At 63.6% G+C, this 18358-nt stretch carries 16 protein-coding genes; 13 read left to right on the forward strand and 3 right to left on the reverse strand.

The window, feature by feature from the left end; genetic code table 11:
* Positions 1-36 precede the first annotated feature (36 nt).
* Together VNS12_RS06620 and VNS12_RS06625 are read left to right on the forward strand one after the other, a co-directional pair.
* Positions 37-702, forward strand: coding sequence for a GntR family transcriptional regulator (locus VNS12_RS06620; RefSeq protein WP_325487055.1), 666 nt, complete (start codon positions 37-39; stop codon positions 700-702).
* A gap of 44 nt (positions 703-746) precedes the next feature.
* On the forward strand, positions 747-1682 hold the full coding sequence (locus VNS12_RS06625; RefSeq protein ID WP_325487056.1) for an isocitrate lyase/PEP mutase family protein: 936 nt from the start codon (positions 747-749) through the stop codon (positions 1680-1682).
* A gap of 391 nt (positions 1683-2073) precedes the next feature.
* On the opposite strand, the gene hemA is transcribed toward VNS12_RS06625, so the two are convergent.
* A complete protein-coding gene (gene hemA / locus VNS12_RS06630) occupies positions 2074-3297 on the reverse strand; it encodes a 5-aminolevulinate synthase (RefSeq protein ID WP_325487057.1) in 1224 nt (407 codons plus the stop codon).
* 465 nt (positions 3298-3762) lie between these two features.
* On the opposite strand from hemA, the gene ccoN reads away from it, so the two are divergent.
* From ccoN to VNS12_RS06685, 11 genes are all read left to right on the forward strand, one after another.
* A complete protein-coding gene (gene ccoN, locus VNS12_RS06635) occupies positions 3763-5382 on the forward strand; it encodes a cytochrome-c oxidase, cbb3-type subunit I (protein ID WP_325487058.1) in 1620 nt (539 codons plus the stop codon).
* Between the two features lie 11 nt (positions 5383-5393).
* A complete protein-coding gene (gene ccoO / locus VNS12_RS06640; protein WP_325487059.1) occupies positions 5394-6125 on the forward strand; it encodes a cytochrome-c oxidase, cbb3-type subunit II in 732 nt (243 codons plus the stop codon).
* 11 nt (positions 6126-6136) lie between these two features.
* Complete coding sequence (locus VNS12_RS06645) at positions 6137-6298, forward strand: cbb3-type cytochrome c oxidase subunit 3 (protein ID WP_325487060.1); 162 nt, start codon at positions 6137-6139, stop codon at positions 6296-6298.
* Positions 6291-7160: a cytochrome-c oxidase, cbb3-type subunit III gene (gene ccoP, locus VNS12_RS06650; protein WP_325487061.1), complete on the forward strand. Its 870-nt coding sequence runs from the start codon at positions 6291-6293 to the stop codon at positions 7158-7160. The genes VNS12_RS06645 and ccoP overlap by 8 nt, the downstream gene beginning before the upstream one ends.
* A 34-nt stretch (positions 7161-7194) precedes the next feature.
* Positions 7195-8754 carry a cytochrome c oxidase accessory protein CcoG gene (gene ccoG / locus VNS12_RS06655; RefSeq protein WP_325487062.1) on the forward strand — a complete coding sequence of 520 codons (1560 nt, stop codon included), beginning with the start codon at positions 7195-7197 and terminating at the stop codon, positions 8752-8754.
* Complete coding sequence (locus VNS12_RS06660) at positions 8751-9248, forward strand: FixH family protein (protein WP_325487063.1); 498 nt, start codon at positions 8751-8753, stop codon at positions 9246-9248. The genes ccoG and VNS12_RS06660 overlap by 4 nt, the downstream gene beginning before the upstream one ends.
* A complete protein-coding gene (locus VNS12_RS06665) occupies positions 9245-11467 on the forward strand; it encodes a cation-translocating P-type ATPase (RefSeq protein WP_325487064.1) in 2223 nt (740 codons plus the stop codon). The genes VNS12_RS06660 and VNS12_RS06665 overlap by 4 nt, the downstream gene beginning before the upstream one ends.
* Positions 11464-11619, forward strand: a complete 156-nt coding sequence (ccoS, locus tag VNS12_RS06670; RefSeq protein ID WP_325487065.1) for a cbb3-type cytochrome oxidase assembly protein CcoS — start codon at positions 11464-11466, stop codon at positions 11617-11619. Before VNS12_RS06665 ends, ccoS begins: the two co-directional genes overlap by 4 nt.
* 78 nt (positions 11620-11697) lie before the next feature.
* On the forward strand, positions 11698-13071 hold the full coding sequence (locus VNS12_RS06675) for an aminotransferase-like domain-containing protein (RefSeq protein ID WP_325487066.1): 1374 nt from the start codon (positions 11698-11700) through the stop codon (positions 13069-13071).
* Between the two features lie 235 nt (positions 13072-13306).
* On the forward strand, positions 13307-14371 hold the full coding sequence (locus VNS12_RS06680) for an endo-1,4-beta-xylanase (RefSeq protein ID WP_325487067.1): 1065 nt from the start codon (positions 13307-13309) through the stop codon (positions 14369-14371).
* A 44-nt stretch (positions 14372-14415) separates the two neighbouring features.
* Positions 14416-15453 (forward strand): glycosyltransferase family A protein, encoded by a 1038-nt coding sequence (locus VNS12_RS06685; protein ID WP_325487135.1) that lies wholly within the window; start codon positions 14416-14418, stop codon positions 15451-15453.
* A 19-nt stretch (positions 15454-15472) separates the two neighbouring features.
* On the opposite strand, the gene VNS12_RS06690 is transcribed toward VNS12_RS06685, so the two are convergent.
* A complete protein-coding gene (locus VNS12_RS06690; protein ID WP_325487068.1) occupies positions 15473-16759 on the reverse strand; it encodes an O-antigen ligase family protein in 1287 nt (428 codons plus the stop codon).
* Positions 16760-16928: 169 nt separating this feature from the next.
* Positions 16929-18356 carry an oligosaccharide flippase family protein gene (locus VNS12_RS06695; RefSeq protein ID WP_325487069.1) on the reverse strand — a complete coding sequence of 476 codons (1428 nt, stop codon included), beginning with the start codon at positions 18354-18356 and terminating at the stop codon, positions 16929-16931.
* Between the last annotated feature and the right edge of the window lie 2 nt (positions 18357-18358).

Genomic DNA, 18358 nt, shown 5'->3' on the forward strand with positions numbered 1-18358 from the left:
TTGAAGATGTCGTTCAAAGTGTCAACAGGAAAGCACATGTCAGAGCGCGAGCAAACCACTTTGGTCAACCAGGTCTTCCACAAGATATTTGACCTGTTGCTGAGTGGCCAGCTGCCGACGAATGGCGTGGTCAATGAAGTGGCGCTTGCCGAGCGGTTCAACGTCAGTCGCGGCCCGGTCCGCGAGGCGATCAGCCAGCTGCAAGGCCGGGGCCTGATCGTCAAGAAGCCCTATATGAGGGCGCGGATCGTCGAGCTCTCCGTTGCCAATATGATCGATATATTCCAGCTGCGCGAATCCGTCGAAGGCATGTCTGCCAGGCTGGCGGCAGAACGGATGAGCGATGCCGCCATCGACGAATTGCTGGACGTCTATCACGAGGCCCATGCCACGCAAAGCAAGCCGCCGCTCGATATGCACACCCGCATCGCGGAAGGCAGCGGCAACGAGCGCATCCGCTCTTTGCTGTGCGACGAACTTTACTACCTGCTTCAGCTCTACCGCACCCGCTCAGGCGAAATTCCCGGGCGGCGCAACACGGCCAGCACCGAACACTGGCAGATCCTGCGCGCCATCAAGGCGCGTGACGGCCAACTGGCTGAATCCCTGATGCGGGCGCATATCGCCCAGGCAACCCATGCGTTGCAGGACCTGCTTGGGCAGGACGCTCCCCTTCAGCCCGCGCACCAATACGGACATTGATCACTATGAAGAAAACGCCGTCTCAGACCAGCATGGCCCGCCGAATGCGCGATCTCATCGCCTCACAAGACATTCTCGTCTCGCCCGGCGTCTATGATGGCTATAGCGCGAAGCTGGTGGAAAAGGCCGGGTTCAAGACCGCCTGCACCACGGGTGCGGGACTGTCCAATGCACGGCTCGGCGTCGAAGACGTGGGCATCATGGGCCTGAGCGACAACGTCGAAGCCTGCCGGATGATCGCGCGCAGCGTCTCGATTCCCGTCATGGCCGACGCCGATACCGGGTATGGCACCCCGGCCACCGTCTATCACACCATTCAGCTGTTCGAGGCTGCCGGGGTCGCCGGCGTCAACATTGAAGACCAGGTCAGCCCCAAGCGCTGCGGGCACATGGCCGGCAAGGATGTGGTCGACCCGCGCGAAATGGCCCGCAAGATCGAGGCCGCCTGCAACGCCCGCCGCGACGACGATTTCGTCGTCCTGGCCCGCACCGATGCGATTGCCATTGAAGGGCTCGAAGGCGCCATTCGCCGCGCCCGGCTCTATGAAAAGGCCGGGGCCGACCTGATTTTCGCCGACGCAATTAAGGGGGAAGATCAGATCAAGGCGCTGGTGGATGCTGTTGATATTCCCGTATCGGTCAATATGGGCTTTGGCATCCGCAACCGCCCGACCACCCCGCTGATCCCCATCAAGCGGCTGGCGGAGCTGGGCGTCAAGCGGGTCACCCTGCCCCGCATGCTGCCCGCCGCTGCCATAAAGGCCATGGAAACCGCGCTTGAAGTGCTGAAAGCGTCCATCCCCACCGGTGAGATCGTTGACCGCCCTGACCTGCTGGCGAGCATAGACGACATCTGGGACCTGATGGGTGCGGCGGATTTCGCAGCCCTCGAAGCGCGCTACAATACCTTCGACGGCCTTGATCTGGACAACCACCCCCACGACGCAACGCTGCGCCCGCGCGTGCTGGACGCCACCTGAAAGAGGTTCGGGCCCGCCCCTCTGTGTGTGGGGGGGGGCCCGAACTTTCCCTCACTGGCCCGGCGCTTGGGCCGGGTTGACGTCCGTTGACGGAGCGATGGGCGGCTCACCTGACGTTTCGGGGGCCAACTCCGGCGGCGCATTGGGTGGCAAAGATTTCGCCCAGCTGGGCGGCGCTGCTATTCTGGAAAGCGGGCGACCCAGATCGCGGAGCACCGTATAATTGCCGGCCTTGTTGGCCTGGTCGAGAGAATCTCGTCGATCAGGTTTGGCCGTGCCACGCGCCACCCGCCAGCTCAATTCCGGCAGATAAGATTATCCCTGCCCTTTTTGCGCCAGTGAGTCGTCATTTGCCGACTGCGCCCCGGGTCAGGCTCGGGTCAGGGCCCAATCATGCGGCCTGTCGCGCCCCCGACCAGCCCAGATCGCGTCCGACCGCAACAAGCGCATCGACCAGTGTGCGCATGTCCGCCTCGGTGTGATAGGGCGTCGGCGTCAGGCGCAGCCGTTCCTGTCCGCGCGCCACCGTGGGATAATTGATGGGCTGGACGTAAATCGCGTGCTCGGAGAGCAGGCGCTCGCTGATTTGTCTGCACAGATGGGCGTCGCCAATGATGACGGGCAGGATGTGGCTTGGCGTGTCGAGCACGGGAAGCCCCGCCGCGATCAGCATGGCCTTTAGTTGCGCCACATTAGCGGCCTGGCGGGCGCGCAATTGGGGGTGGGCCTTGACGTGCTGGATCGCCGCCCGCGCCCCGGCTGCGAGGTGAGGCGCCAGCGAGGTGGTGAAGATGAAGCTGTCGGCCAGACTGCGCACCACATCGATCAGTTGGGTGGAGCCGGTGATATAACCGCCCATGACGCCGAATGACTTGGCCAGCGTGCCCTCGATGACGGTCAGGCGATGAGCCAGGCCGTCGCGCTCGGCGATGCCGCCGCCGCGCGGGCCATAAAGACCGACGGCGTGGACCTCATCGAGATAGGTGATCGCATTGTGCTTTTCGGCAACATCGCAGATCGCGCCGATGGGCGCGATATCGCCGTCCATGCTGTAAACGCTCTCAAAGGCCACGATCTTGGGCCGGTCCGGATCGATGCTGCTCATCAGTTCATCGAGATGCGCCGCGTCATTGTGACGAAAGATGAACCGTTCCGCCCCGGAGCGGCGAATGCCTTCGATCATCGAATTGTGGTTCAGGGCATCGGAAAAGATCGCGCAATCGGGCAGCACGCGTCCCAGGGTGCCCAGCGCGGCGAGATTGGAGATCCAGCCCGAGGTGAAGATCAGCGCGGCCTGCTTGCTATGCAGGTCGGCAAGTTCGGCCTCCAGCGCGACATGCTCGCGGTTGGTGCCCGAGATATTGCGCGTGCCCCCGCTTCCGGCACCCGATGCGTCTATCGCTTCATGCATGGCGGCGAGGACATCGGGGTGCTGCCCCATCCCCAAATAGTCGTTGCTGCACCAGACGGTGACGCGCTGCGCCTCCCCATCGGGGCCGTGCCGGAGCGCGGTGGGGAACGCGCCGGCGAGGCGCTGGAGTTCGGCAAAGGTGCGATAGCGGCCGTCGCGCTTCATCTCGGCGAGGAGATTTTCGAACCGGGCATCATAGTCCATGCGGATTACCTCATTGGCTTGCGGCGAGCGGCGCCCTGCATACAGGCCGGACACCATGCAGGGACAAAGTGTATGGTTATAAGCCTTACATAACAAGACACCCCACCCTCGCAACGACGGACACAATGCCGCAAGGCCTTTTCTGGTCACTGGATATGGAAATCGCGATAAACCCGCACCAACCGCCTGGCCGACCTCGATTTGGGCGAGGCCGAGCGCTGCCATCCACTCCGGACGCGCTCGGGCCGCATAGAGGCCAGCATCAGGCAACCCATGCTTGCCGCCATGCTTATTGCCATACATTATGTCGCATTGTATGCGTATATAGCGGATAGTAGAGAGTGAGTTTACCTATGCGCCCTCGTTGCTGCCTGCATTGTCGGCCAATCGGCGAGGGCGGCTTCACCGCAGAACCATGCGCTCCGGTTCATTTTCGAATGCAAACATAGCGAGAGACGTCATTTCATGAAGTACGCAAAAGCGATCGCCTTCTCGGCGCTGCTGAGTTTCATGGCCCTCGTGGCTGCGGGCTTTGCGGTTGACGAGCCGTTCCGTCAGCATATGTGGATCACGTTCTTCGTGCTCGTGGCCTTCACCGTCCTGCTGATGCGCAACACCGGCTTCGCACCGGAAAAGCCGGAGGATCCCTCAGCCTATCTGGACGGGCCGATCCGTTACGGCGTCATCGCCACGGTGTTCTGGGCCGTCATCGGCTTTCTCGCCGGGGTGGCGATCGCCGCGCAGCTCGCCTTTCCCGACCTCAACCTCGAACCGTGGCTCAATTTCGGCCGGCTGCGGCCGCTGCACACCTCGGGCGTGGTCTTTGCCTTTGGCGGCAATATCCTGATCGCCAGTTCGTTCTATGTCGTGCAGCGCACCTCGCGGGCGCGGTTGTTCGGCGGCGATCTCGCCTGGTTCGTCTTCTGGGGCTACCAGCTGTTCATCGTCATGGCGGCCACCGGCTATCTGCTGGGCATCACCCAGAGCCGCGAATATGCCGAGCCCGAATGGTATGTCGACATCTGGCTGACCATCGTCTGGGTCGCCTATCTCGTGGTGTTCATGGGCACCGTGCTGCGGCGCAAGGAACCGCATATCTACGTCGCCAACTGGTTCTACATGTCCTTCATCATCACCATCGCCATGCTGCATGTGATGAACAACCTGGCGTTTCCCGTGTCGATCTTCGGCTCGAAAAGCTACTCGGCCTTTGCCGGGGTGCAGGATGCGGTGACCCAATGGTGGTACGGCCACAATGCAGTGGCCTTCTTCCTCACCATCCCCTTCCTGGCCATGATGTATTATTTCGTGCCCAAGCAGGTGGACCGCCCGGTCTATTCCTATCGCCTGTCGATCGTGCACTTCTGGTCGATCATCTTCCTCTATATCTGGGCCGGCCCGCACCACCTGCACTATACCGCCGTGCCCGATTGGGCGCAGACGCTGGGCATGGTGTTCTCGATCATGCTGTGGATGCCCTCCTGGGGCGGCATGATCAACGGGCTGATGACGCTGTCGGGGGCCTGGGACAAGATCCGCACCGACCCGATCGTGCGCCTGATGGTCACCGCCATCGCCTTTTACGGCATGGCGACCTTCGAAGGGCCGATGCTGTCGATCAAGGCGGTCAACTCACTCTCGCACTACACCGACTGGACCATCGCCCACGTTCATGCCGCCGCTCTGGGCTGGAACGGCATGATCTCGTTTGCCGCCGTCTATTTCCTCGTCCCCAAGCTGTGGGGCCGCGAGCGGCTGTATTCGATCCGCATGGTCAACTGGCACTTCTGGCTCGCGACGCTGGGCATCGTGCTCTACGCCTCGGCGATGTGGGTGTCGGGCGTCATGCAGGGCCTGATGTGGCGCGAATACGATGATCAGGGCTTCCTGGTCTATTCCTTCGCCGAAACCGTGGCGGCCATGCACCCCTATTATGTGATGCGGGTGGGCGGCGGCCTGTTCTACCTGGCCGGCGGCTTCCTGATGGCCTGGAACGTCTATCAGACCATCCGTGGCCGGCTGCGCGAGGAAGTGTCCATGGGCGGCGTCGCACCGGCAACCCCCGTCATGCAGCCCGCCAAATAGGAGCGCGATCCATGTCTATCCTCAAGCACCATTCCAAGCTGGAAAGAAACGCGACCGTGCTGCTGCTGGCCTCGCTGGCCGTGGTCGCCATCGGCGGGATCGTCGAGATCGCACCGCTGTTCTATCTGCAGAACACCGTGGAAGAAGTCGACGGCATGCGGCCCTACACGCCGCTCGAACTGGCCGGGCGCGACATCTATGTGCGTGAAGGGTGCTATGCCTGCCACAGCCAGCAGATCCGCCCCTTCCGCGACGAGGTCGAGCGCTATGGCCATTATAGCCTGGCGGCGGAGTCGATGTACGACCATTCCTTCCAATGGGGCTCGAAGCGCACCGGCCCCGACCTGGCGCGGGTCGGGGGCCGCTATTCCAATGAATGGCATGTCCAGCACATGATCGAGCCGCGCTCGGTGGTGCCGGAATCGGTGATGCCGAGCTACGCCTTCTTGCAGGACAAGGTGCTCGACGTGCACGGCGCCTCCATTCATCTCATCGCCAACCAGGCTGTGGGCGTCCCCTACACCGAAGATATGGTCGCCAATGCCGAGGCGGATATGCGGGCCCAGGCCGATCCGGATGCCGATACCAGTGGCCTCCAGGAGCGATACCCCAAGGTTCAGATTGCCGACTTCGACGGCAACCGGCGCGCGCTCACCGAAATGGATGCGCTGGTCGCCTATCTCCAGATGCTCGGAACGCTGGTCGATTTCTCGACCTATGACGAAACCGCCGGCTATCGCTGAGGACGAACACCATGGAAACCTATACCGCCCTGCGCACCTTCGCCGACAGTTGGGCCCTGCTTGGCATGACCCTGTTTTTCCTTGGCGCGGTGCTCTTCGCCTTCCGGCCCGGCAGCCGCTCCAAGGCCGATGAGGCCGCGCGCATTCCCCTCAGGGACGATGGACATGAGTGAAAAGCATATCGACGACTATAGCGGCGTCGAAACCACCGGCCATGAATGGGATGGCATTCGGGAGCTCGACAACCCGATGCCGCGCTGGTGGCTGATCACCTGGTATGTGACCATCGCCTGGGCGCTGGTCTATATGGTGCTCTATCCGGCCTGGCCCCTGGTCACCACGGCGACGACGGGATTGCTGGGCTATTCCAGCCGCGCCGAGATTCGGGCGGAGCTGGATGCGGCGGAGGTCGCCAGGGCCGATTATGTGGCCGCAATTGACTCGCTGAGCGTCGAGGAAATCCTCGCCGACGACCAGTTGCGCATTTTCGCGGCATCGGCGGGCGCGGCCTCGTTCCGGATCAACTGCGTCCAATGCCATGGCTCCGGCGCCCAGGGGTCGCCCGGCTATCCCAACCTCAACGATGACGACTGGCTGTGGGGCGGCACGGTGGAGGCCATCCGGACCGCCATCGCGCATGGCATTCGTTTCGCCGACGATCCTGATACGCGGTATTCGGAAATGCCGGGCTTTGCCGGCATCCTCGAATCCAGGGAAATCACCCAGGTGTCTGCCTTTGTCGCGACCTTCGCTGGCACAGCCGACACCGCCAGCAGCGAGGATATCGCCGCCGGCAAGGAGATTTTCGCGCTGAACTGCGCCGCCTGCCATGGCGATGACGCCTCCGGCAACCGCGACCTTGGCGCCCCGGACCTCACCGACGCCATCTGGATTTACGGATCGACCCCGGCGGAAATCGCCGCCCAGACCCGGGCGCCCAGGCACGGGGTCATGCCAGGCTGGAACGATCGCCTGGGCGAGAGCGCCGTCAAGGAACTTGCGGTCTATGTCCATTCGCTCGGCGGCGGCGAATAGCGGGCCCGCCTGACACAAACGGCAGGAGAAAGACATGCACGATACGTCAGACATCGAAACGTTTGATGCGACGCCGGTAAACTCGGCGCGGATGCGGCAACCTCTCTACGCCGCGCGCAGGAAAATCTTCCCCAAACGAACGTCGGGCCAGTTCCGGCGCTTCAAATGGCTGGTGATGCTGATCACCCTCGGCATCTACTATATCACGCCGTGGCTGCGCTGGGATCGCGGTCCCTATGCCCCCGATCAGGGCGTCCTCATCGACCTCGCCAATCGCCGCTTCTATTTCTTCCCCATCGAAATCTGGCCGCAGGAATTCTATTTCATCGCGGGCCTGCTCATCATGGCGGGGTTCGGGCTTTTCCTGCTGACCTCGACCGTGGGGCGCGCCTGGTGCGGCTATGCCTGCCCGCAAACCATCTGGGTCGATCTGTTCCTCGTCATCGAGCGCGCCATCGAGGGCGACCGCAATGCCCGCATCCGGCTGGACGGCGCGCCCTGGTCGGTCGGCAAGCTGACGAAAAGGCTGTCCAAGCACGCGATCTGGCTGGCCATAGCCGTTGCGACCGGCGGCGCCTGGGTGTTCTATTTCGCCGACGCGCCCGCATTACTGATTGACCTTGTCACCGGCCAGGCCGCCACCGTGGCCTATATGACGATCGCGGTGCTGACGGCCACGACCTACATCTTTGGCGGGCTGCTGCGTGAGCAGGTCTGCACCTATATGTGCCCCTGGCCGCGCATCCAGGCGGCGATGCTCGACGAAAATTCGCTCACCGTCACCTATAATGACTGGCGGGGGGAGCCGCGCAGCCGTGGTTCCAAGAAGGCGGCTGCGGCGGGCGAGGTGGTCGGCGATTGCGTCGATTGCAATGCCTGCGTGGCGGTGTGCCCGATGGGCATCGACATCCGCGAGGGCCAGCAGCTCGAATGCATCACCTGCGCGCTGTGCATCGACGCCTGCGATGACGTCATGGACCGGCTGGGCCGGGATCAGGGTCTGATCTCCTATACGACGCTGGCCGAATACCAGTCCAACATGGCGCTGGCGACGGCGGGTGGCACGACCGCGATCGACCCGAAAAACATCCGCGGCGCCGATGGGACACTGTCGGACAAGATCGTCACCTTCAACTGGAAAAAGCTGCTGCGGCCCCGGACCCTCATCTATTTCGCGGCATGGTCGCTGGTCGGGCTCGCGCTGCTCTTTGCCCTGCTGACGCGTGACCGGCTTCAGGTCAACGTGCTCGCCGACCGCAACCCGCAATATGTGGTGCTGTCGGACGGGTCGGTCCGCAACGGCTATACGGTCAAGCTCCTCAACATGATCCCCGAGCCGCGCACCCTCACCGTCACCCTCGAAGGCCTGCCGGGTGCCGAGATGAATGTCGTTGGCCTGGACCTGCCGCCAGCGCGTTCGTTTGCGGTTGAAGCCGATCCCGACCAACTCACCACGCTGAAAATCTTCGTGCGCCAGCCGCGCGAAGAGGTCCAGGGCCAGACGCAGCATTTCACGTTCACGGTCGCGGATGAAGCAGGGTCGGACAGCGACCGCTACGACGCCACCTTCGACGCACCGGAGACAAGAAGATGATCGACAAGGCAAACCAGCGTCAATTCACCGGGCGGCATATGCTGGTGATCATGGTGGCGTTCTTTTCGGTCATCATCGCGGTGAACCTGACCATGGCCCTGTTCGCCCGGTCTAGCTGGACCGGCTTTGTGGTCGAAAACACCTATGTTGCCTCCCAGCAGTTCAACCAGAAAGCAGCGGAGGGCCGGGCACAGGCGGAGTTGGGCTGGATGCCGGAACTGATCCTGGCGGACGGCATGGTCCGCTACCGCCTGGTCGACAGCGGCGGCGCCGTGGTGGCGGCGAGCCGGGTAACCGCTATTTTCCACCGGCCCGTTTCCGCCGCGGAAGACAGCGAGCTGGCATTAACCCCGCAAGCGGATGGCTGGTTTTCCGCCCCGGTCGATTTCCTGGGTGACGGGGCCTGGATCGCCGAGTTCGAATCCGAGGCCGGTATCGAGCGTCCCTATCGCGATATACGGCGGCTGACCCTGAAAGACGGGGTCCTCCAATGAACAGTGACGAACTCCGACATGCCGCCCGGCGGTTGGGGGACGGCACCGCGCAGATCGATCTCTCGGTGCCCGCCATCCATTGCGGTGGCTGCATGCGCAAGGTCGAGCAGGGACTGGGCAGGCTTGACGGCGTCGTCAGCGCGCGGGTGAACCTCTCGACACGGCGCGTCAGCATCCGCTTTGCGGACGCGCGCATGCCACCGCTGGTCGAGACGTTGACACGGCTCGGCTATCCCCCCCATCTGTTCGACGAGGCGAGCGAGAAGAAGGACAGGACGTTTTCGCGCCTGTTGCTCGGCCTGGCCGTTTCCGGCTTTGCCGCCAGCAACATCATGCTGCTTTCGGTCTCGGTCTGGTCGGGGGCCGATGGCGCGACGCGCGACCTGTTCCACTGGGTTTCGGCCCTGCTCGCCCTGCCCGCCCTGGCCTTGGGCGGCGGGTTTTTCTACCGCTCCGCCTGGCAGGCGCTCAGATATGGGCGTGTGAACATGGATGTGCCCATCGCCATCGGCATAACCCTCGCCTATGCGCTGGGGCTTTACGAGACGATGAACCATGGCGAGCACGCCTATTTCGATGCCTCGGTGTCGCTGATCTTCTTTCTCCTGATCGGGCGCACGCTCGACCACATGATGCGCGACAAGGCCCGCTCGGCGGTGCAGAATCTGGCGCGTCTCGCCCCGCGCGGCGCCATCGTGCTCATGGCTGACGGCAGCCGTGAATACCGGCCGGTCAACCAGATCGAGGCGGGCGACCATGTGCTGATCGCGGCGGGCGAGCGCATTCCCGTCGATGGGCAGGTCAGCGCGGGGGTTTCCGATCTCGACTATTCGATCGTCAATGGCGAAAGCACGCCCCAACCGGTCGGGCCGGGGTCGGATTTGCAGGCGGGCACCCTCAACCTCACCGGACCTTTGACACTCAAAGCCAGTGCAAGCGCGGACGAGTCCTTTCTCGCCGAAATGCTGCGCATGATGGAGGCGGCGGAAGGCGGACGCTCGCGCTACCGGCGCATCGCGGACCGCGCTGCGGCGCTTTATGCCCCACTCGTCCATTCGGCGGCCTTCCTCACCTTTCTGGGCTGGATGGCGATCGATGGCGATTGGTACAAGGCCATCACCATCGCCATTGCCGTGCTCATCATCACCTGCCCCTGCGCCCTGGGCCTTGCCGTGCCCATCGTTCAGGTGGTCGCCGCCCGCCGCCTGTTCGAGCAGGGGGTGATGGCGCGGGACGGATCAGCGATGGAAAGGCTGGCCGAAATCGACACGGTGATGTTCGACAAGACCGGCACCCTGACCATGGGGCGCCCTCTTCTGGTCAATCAAGGCGATATCCCCGCGGAAGCGCTTGTTGTTGCAGCCCATCTGGGCGGACAATCGCGCCACCCGCTGTCCCAGGCCATCGCCGGCAGCGTGGATGAAAACAAGTCTGTCGTCGATTTCACCGGCATCACCGAAGTGCCCGGCTACGGCATCGAGGGCGAAGCGGACGGATCGGTGTGGCGGCTGGGCCGGGCGGCATGGGCGCTGGGGCCGGAACAGGGGGTTTCATCTGCCTCGCAGCCGGGAACCGTTCTTGCCCGGGACGGGGAGGAGCAGGCCCGTTTCCTATTCAAAGACGCTCTTCGGCCCGACGCGGCGAGGACGGTCCGAGGTCTCCAGCAGGCGGGCCTGTCGGTCGAAATGCTCTCCGGCGACAGCGAAGCGGCTTGCCGCGCGGTCGCAGCCAGTATCGGCATCGAGCACTACGCCGCTGCCCTGATGCCGACCGACAAGGTCAAGCGCATCGCCCAAAAGGCCGACGCCGGACACAGGACGCTGATGGTTGGCGATGGGCTGAACGATCTGCCCGCCCTCGGCGCGGCCCATGTGTCGATGGCGCCCGCGTCGGCCGCCGATATCGGCCGCTCTGTCGCCGACCTCGTCTTCCTGCGCGACAGCCTTGCCGCGGTGCCCCTCGCCATCGATATCTCGCGGCGCGCTGGCCGGCTGATCCGGCAGAATATCGGCCTGGCCATCGCGTATAACATCGTGGCGGTGCCCATCGCCGTTTTCGGCCATGTGACGCCGCTGGTCGCCGCGATCGCCATGTCGGGCTCCTCGCTTCTGGTCACCACCAATGCGCTGCGCCTGCTCCTTGGCCGCCGGAAAATATCCGCCCCGACAGCGGACCGAGCGCCCGCAACGCCCTCCCAGCCACAGGCGCGTCCGGCATGAGCATCCTGATCTACCTCATCCCCCTGGCCCTGCTGTTCGGTCTCGCCGGTCTGGCAGCCTTCTTCTGGGCCATACGCAGCGGGCAGTATGACGATCTGGACGGGGCGAGCGAGCGCATCCTCATCGAGGACGACGATTCGACGGCATCCTGACGGGCTCCCTGTTCTTGCAGGACCCCACATGATAGAGATCGTGTAGGGCGACGAAGCCATACATATCGGGAGAAACGCATGTGGAAGCCGAGGCTGGTCGAACAGGCCCGGATGAAATATCTCGGCATTGTCGAAGCGCTTGAGGCCGATATTCGCTCCGGCATGGTCGCGCCGGGTGAGAGACTGCCGGCCCAGCGCGCCATTGCCGAGGCGCTGGGCGTCGACCTCACCACGGTGACCCGCGCCTTCAACGAAGCGCGGCGGCGTGGTCTGGTGCAGGCCCAGGCGGGACGCGGCACCTTCATCAGCGATACGCTGGAGGGCGGCGCCCATCCGGCGCAGTCCCTCATCGATCTGAGCATGAACATCCCCCCGCAGCCCGCGGCGATCGATTTCCGCAAACTGTTACCGCAGGCCATAGGCAGCGTGCTGGCCACGCCACGGGGTTTGCTGAGCCTGCACTATCAGGACAGCACCGGCACCGAGCCGGACCGGCGCGCGGCGGCAGGCTGGCTCGCCAATAGGATCGATGGGGTGACCTCCGAGCGGGTCGTGGTCACCGGCGGCGCGCAAACCGCCCTGTTCGCCATCTGCGACACCCTGCTCGATCGCGGTGACGTGATTGCCACCGGCGCCATGACCTATCCGGGCCTGAAGGCGGTCGCACTGCAAAAGCATCTCGCGCTTGCCCCGCTGGCCATGGATGGGCAGGGCATCGTGCCCGACGCCCTCGAACAGCTGTGCCGCACGGCCGCGCCGAAGGTCCTTTACGTCATCCCCAGCATCGACAATCCGACGACGGCGACCCTGCCGGAAGCGCGCCGCCGCGCCCTCATCGAGATCGCGCGCAAGCACGGGATCACCATCATCGAGGATGATCCCTACGCCCCGCTGCGGCCCGAGCCCATTCCCGCCATTGCCGGGCTTGCGCCCGATATCACCTGGCACATCGCGACCCTCTCCAAATGCGCGACCCCGGCCTTGCGGGTTGCCTATGTGGTCGCGCCGGGCGCAACCGATGCGCTGCGGCTCGCCGGAACCTTGCGGGCTACAGTGCTGATGGCGCCGCCCTTGCTGGCGTCGCTGGCCAGCCGGTGGATTGCCGATGGGACCCTCAACGAGATCACCGAGGCGATCCGGTCCGAAAATGCCGAGCGCCAGCACCTGGCCGCTGCGATCCTTGGCGATACCGGCTTTGCCGCCGATCCCCATGGCCATCATGTGTGGCTGCGCCTGCCGTCCCATTGGCGCGCCAATGACTTTGCCGAACATGCGGAGCGGGCCGGGGTCGCCATCGTCCCGGCGTCGGCCTTCGCCACCGTCCCCCACCCTATCGAAGCGGTGCGGATTTCCCTCGGGGTCGCGCCCGACCGTGGCGATCTGGAGGATGGGCTCACGCAATTGGCCAACCTTATCGCGCACCCCCCGATCGGCATCAGAGCCGTGGTCTGACCCTATGCACAGGCCAGGGCCGCACAGAAAGGATACGCACGCGGGCCTGCGGACCGGCGTTAACTCTGAATATCGAATCGGATGTCGCTTTGCAGCCCGCCATGGCAATTTCGTCTTCAAATCTGTCTTTGGCCTGTCACCGTTGCTGCTGCCAACGCGGCAAACCGGGGCCGCAGGGCATCTCATGGTTTGCTTTCGAACAATGACATGCTCCAGATGAGGGGTGCTCGATATCATGGGGCCGACGCGACGCGACGTTCTGGCAATGGGACTTGCAACGTGCGGCTGGGCGGCTGCCGGAGGGACAGCAGCTTCTGCCCAGCCTGCACACCGGCCTGTTCCTTTTGGCGGCGCCGTCTATCTGCCAGACCTTGAAGCCGATCCCCGGCTGGGAGACGCCATCGTCGCCCATTGCCAGGCCGTCACGCCGGTCAACGAACTCAAATGGATCAGCACCCGCCCGGCCCCTGACCTGTTTGATTTTGCCGCCAGCGACAAGATCGCCGATTTCGCCCGGACCAACGCTCTGGCCATGCACGGACACACGCTGGTCTGGTATGCCGAACTGCCCGAGTGGGTGACCCGGCTCACCAGTGCAGCGGACGCCGAGCGCGCGCTGACCGAACACATCGTGACAACCATGCAGCGCTATGGGGATGTGGCGCGCAGCTGGGATGTGGTGAACGAACCGATCCCCGACGCCGCCCGCCGGCCAACCGACCGGCGTGACAGCCATTGGCGCGCCCTTTTGGGCGACGACCACATCGCGCAGGCCTTTCGCATCGCCCACGACGTCGACCCCGACGCGCTGCTCGTCATCAATGAATATGATGTCGAATTTGCCACCGGGTATTTTCCGGCCAAGCGCCAGGCGTTTGCCCACCTGATCCGCGAACTGGTGGACAAAGGGGTTCCGGTCCATGCCGTCGGCCTGCAGGGACATCTGCGCGGCGGCGTTCCCATCGCAAAGGATGAACTGGCCCAATTTGTTGCGGATATGCGCGAGCTTGGCCTCAAGATCATGGTTACCGAGCTCGACGTGATCGATCGGGATCTGCCCGGCCCCGCCGACGTGCGTGACGCGATCATCGCCGCGCAGGTCGAGGACTTTCTTGGCGCCATCACCGCCTCCGGCCCCCTCCACTCCATCACCACATGGGGCCTGAGCGACACATATACCTGGATACGCTGGGCCTATGGGCGAAGCGACGGGTTGGGCAACCGGCCCCTGCCGCTGGATGAAAACTTTCAGCGCAAACCGATGTTTGACGTCATCGACCGATTCCGGAGCATAGTGTGAGCAGCAAGGTCACAACGCGGGTGCGCACCGCACTCCAGATCAACATGCATCCGTTCGATGCGCCGCATGTCGTTCACACCCTGCCGCACCAGTTGCGCGCGTGGGGCGGACAGGTGGAGCGCGTCGTCATCACCGTCGATACCCGCCTCGCCAGCGCCGGACGCTATCGCGCCGGTCGTTACGAGGAGGCGCGCACCACGCTTTTCTCCGCTTTGGAAGAAATCCAGCACGACCACCCGAATCTGATCATCGATCCGGTTTCCTATGATGCCCAGACGCGGGAGGCTATCGGGCAGGCCTTTTTCTCCCGGACACCGGACTTGCCGGACCGCGCGTTTGATGGGGGGCCGTTCTACGTCTATTTTCACGGCCTTTTGCGCGCCAATGCGGACTACGTCCTGCATATGGACAGCGACATGCTGTTCGGCGGCGGCAGCCAGACATGGATCGAAGACGCGATTGCGCTGTTTGACGCTGAACCCGATGCGCTGTTCGTCGGCCCGTTCCCCGGCCCTCCCCGTGCCGATGGCAGCCTTGATCCGGCGGTCCATACGGGATTTCCTGGCCTCTCCGGCGTCGCCGCTCCAATTCGCATCGAAGGACCGATTCCCGCCTATCGCTTCTCCACCGTTTCCACGCGCATCTTCATGATGGATATGCGCCGTTTTGCCAGCCGAATCGGGTCGCTCGACCTGCTGCAGCCCGACTTCAAGCGCCGTATGCGCTCGCTGGCGTTTGGCGAGATTCCGCGCTCGATGCCCGCAGAGGAAATGCTGAGCGCCACCCTTGCCAGTCAGGGTCTCTCCCGAATCGATTATCTGGGACAGGGGGCGGGAATGTTTTCCCTGCATCCGCCATACAGAACCGCCGAATTTTACCGGATGTTGCCCGAGTTGATCGCCCGAATCGAAAACGGGGATATTCCCGAAGGACAACGCGGCGATTTCGATATGAACGCGTCGATGATCGACTGGTCGGCGGCTCTGGCCGCCAAGCGGCCCTCTGCGCGTTATCGCAAGGCGCTGTCCCAGTTGATGCGGGTCCAGATACGCAGGTTGAGCGGCGCATTCGCCACCCGATAGTTTCACGCTTCCGAATCGGTCAGTTCTGTGAGCCTGCAATCAGGTCTGCACGCGCCTGCAGCTTGATGCCGGACACCGCAAGCAGCAGAGCGAACCACATCACCCCTTGCGTCATGAAGAACATGCTTTCAAGACTCGCAAGGATGAGCGAAAAGACCCAGATGCGGGTGTAGAGCCGGGTCATCGCCTGATCTGTGCCCCGACGCCTCGCCAGCCCCAGGTCGCGAATCGGCGAAAACACCAGCCAGATCAGCGTCAGACCCAGCGCGGGAATCCCCCCGTCGATCATCACATCGATATAGGAATTGTGGGCATGCGCTGCCGTCACCGCCCAGGTCTCCAGCGCAGCGTCCGATTCTTGCAATGCGTCGGTCTGCCAGAAGGACTGGAAGCCAAAGCCGGTCCATGGATGCTCGGCGACACCGCTCAGCGCCAGCTTCCACACATCCGAGCGGGCGGTGAAGGTGGCGTCGATTCCCAGCCCGTCGACAAAGTCGAAGATGGCGGGCGAGAGTGCCGAGCCCACGGTGAAAAAATTGATTCCCAGAATCACCAGGAGCAACACAAGAAAGCCCCGGTAAGGAGCCCGCTCGATCAGCCAGGCCACGACCAAAGCCACGGGCAACAGGCCCAGCGCCGATTTTCCATTGCTCTGGATGAGAAAGACCAGCGCCAGCGCCGCCAACAGCCAGCCAAGCGCCCGCGACGATGCACTGGCAATAAACAGCGCTATGAACAGGACGATCACCATCGCCGGCGCGGCGACGTTCTTGTGCTCGAACACCCCCCGCCAATCTCCGGCCAGTTGGGGCTCCACCGCGTCCCAGGCCTGGTGAATGGCCCGATCGGGTAACACCAGCACGCCAAAATAGCACATGGCGATCACGGTCGCGGCTGCCATCGTGAGCAGCGCCACAAAGTTCTCCCGGCTTTTGGGCAGCGTTAACAAGAGGCTTGCGTTGAGGCAGAGCAGAAACGTCACCAACAGCCGACGCCATGCTGTCATCATTTCCGGCGCCGCAATCGACGTCAGCGCCAGCCAGGCAAACAGCAACAAGATGATGCCGCGCGGTTGCAAGACAAGGGGCAGCACCTTGAGCCGCGCCGCACAGACAAGCGCACTGGCGGCCAGCGCAAGGGCCGTCAGTTGATCGAGCGCGAGGGAGCGGCCGGCATCGCTGGAGAGATCGGGATAGGGGGCCAGCGAGACAAAGCCGACGAGAAAGATGGCAAGAAAAATCAGTGACGGGAACAGCCCGATTCTGTGTTCCACCCCGACCGCATGGTCCTGGCCGACCGCGCTCATCGGCAACACGCCGCAGTCTTAACTGCCCCCACCAGGGGCCTGACGCACAAGACGTTCTGCGATTTGCAAAAGCACATCATCACACCTCGTCTCGCCTGCCAGCCCGTCATGCCTGCAGTATGGCAAAGGGATTTAAAGCCTTTCCTACCAACAGGCCCGTTGGCAGCCGTCATCCCGCAGCATCCGGTTGCGGCACGTTGAGCCTCCGCATCAATGCAGTCCGCACGCCGACAAGATCAAGCACCAGTGCCGCGACCGCATAACTGACCACCCCGACCATGACCGACACGGCCAGATCAGCCACCGGATTGCCGAACAGCCCCCGCACCATATAGGTGGGCAACGCCATCGCCGCGCCAGCCGCCAGAACCCGCACAATCCTCGAATCGACTCGCGGCAATGGATAGGCCTTCCCGGCAAGGAAAAATCCGGCGAGAACGCCTGCCACTTCGGCAATGACCAGCGCCCATGCCGCGCCTTGCAGCCCGAATCGGGGAATCAACGCGATGCTGGCGAGAACATTGGCCGCAAGGATGATGATTCCCTGCAGCAGCAGGAAGCGCGCCTTCCCTGCCAGGTGAAACGAGGCGTGGATATATTGATGGGTCAGCGCCTGGAATAGCCAGGCAAAGGCGAGAATCGGGATCAGCATCGCCGCCACTTCCCTAAATTCCGGCCCGAGCATCACCGATGAAAAGGCAGGCGCCACCAGCGCCAGCCCGATGACCGATGGCACCAGCACGGCCATCAGCATTTCGAAGGTCAGTTCCAGATTACTGTTGGCCTTGGCCTCGCCCTCTTCCGATAGCGATCGGATCACTGCCGGCACCATGCCCGCCCCGATCGCCATGGCGGGCAACAGCACGATCTGGCGCACCATATCCGCCGATGCGCCATAGCGGCCCGCGGTTGCTTCCCCCAGAAAGTGCACGACAATCAGGCGGTCGAGGGCACCATGCAGGGAAAAGACCGCCCCCGACAGCGCCATCGGCGCGCCGAACACCAGCATCCGCCGGAAGGTCGCGCCGTCGAATTTCCGCACCGGCCTGCGCCACACCACCGGCGAGGAGACGATAAACGAGAACAGATACGCGCAGCCGATCCCGGCCAGCAGCCCCAACCCGCCCCATCCCAGCCAGACGAACAGCAGCGACAGGCTGAAGGTCAGCACCGACCGGAGCATGGAAATGCGCATATAGGGGCGGGCCTGCTGCTCGGCCCTGAGGGTTTCCTGCCCGAACTCGAACAGCCCCATCGCCAGCGCCACGAGCGAGGCAAACAGCAATTGCTCGGGCGGGCTGTCGGTCAACAGCATGAAGCCCAGCAAGATCAGCGGCGACAGCGCCGCCGAGAGCCCGTAGCCCGCCAGCGCGCTCATCCTGATGTCGGTGCCCTTGCCTTCCGACTGATAGCGCAGGATCGACAGGCGCACCCAGGCAAACAGAACCGCATTGACGATGCCCGCCAGGCTCATGGCGACCACGTAATATCCATATTGCTCGGGGCTGAGCAGGCGGGTGAACAGCACGATGGCCGAGAACCCCAGCACAGCGGGAACCCCGTGAGCGACCAGATAGGTAAAGGCGTTACGCAACATCG

Origin of the sequence: Pelagibacterium sp. (assembly GCF_035555455.1) — a bacterium.
GTDB lineage: Bacteria > Pseudomonadota > Alphaproteobacteria > Rhizobiales > Devosiaceae > Pelagibacterium.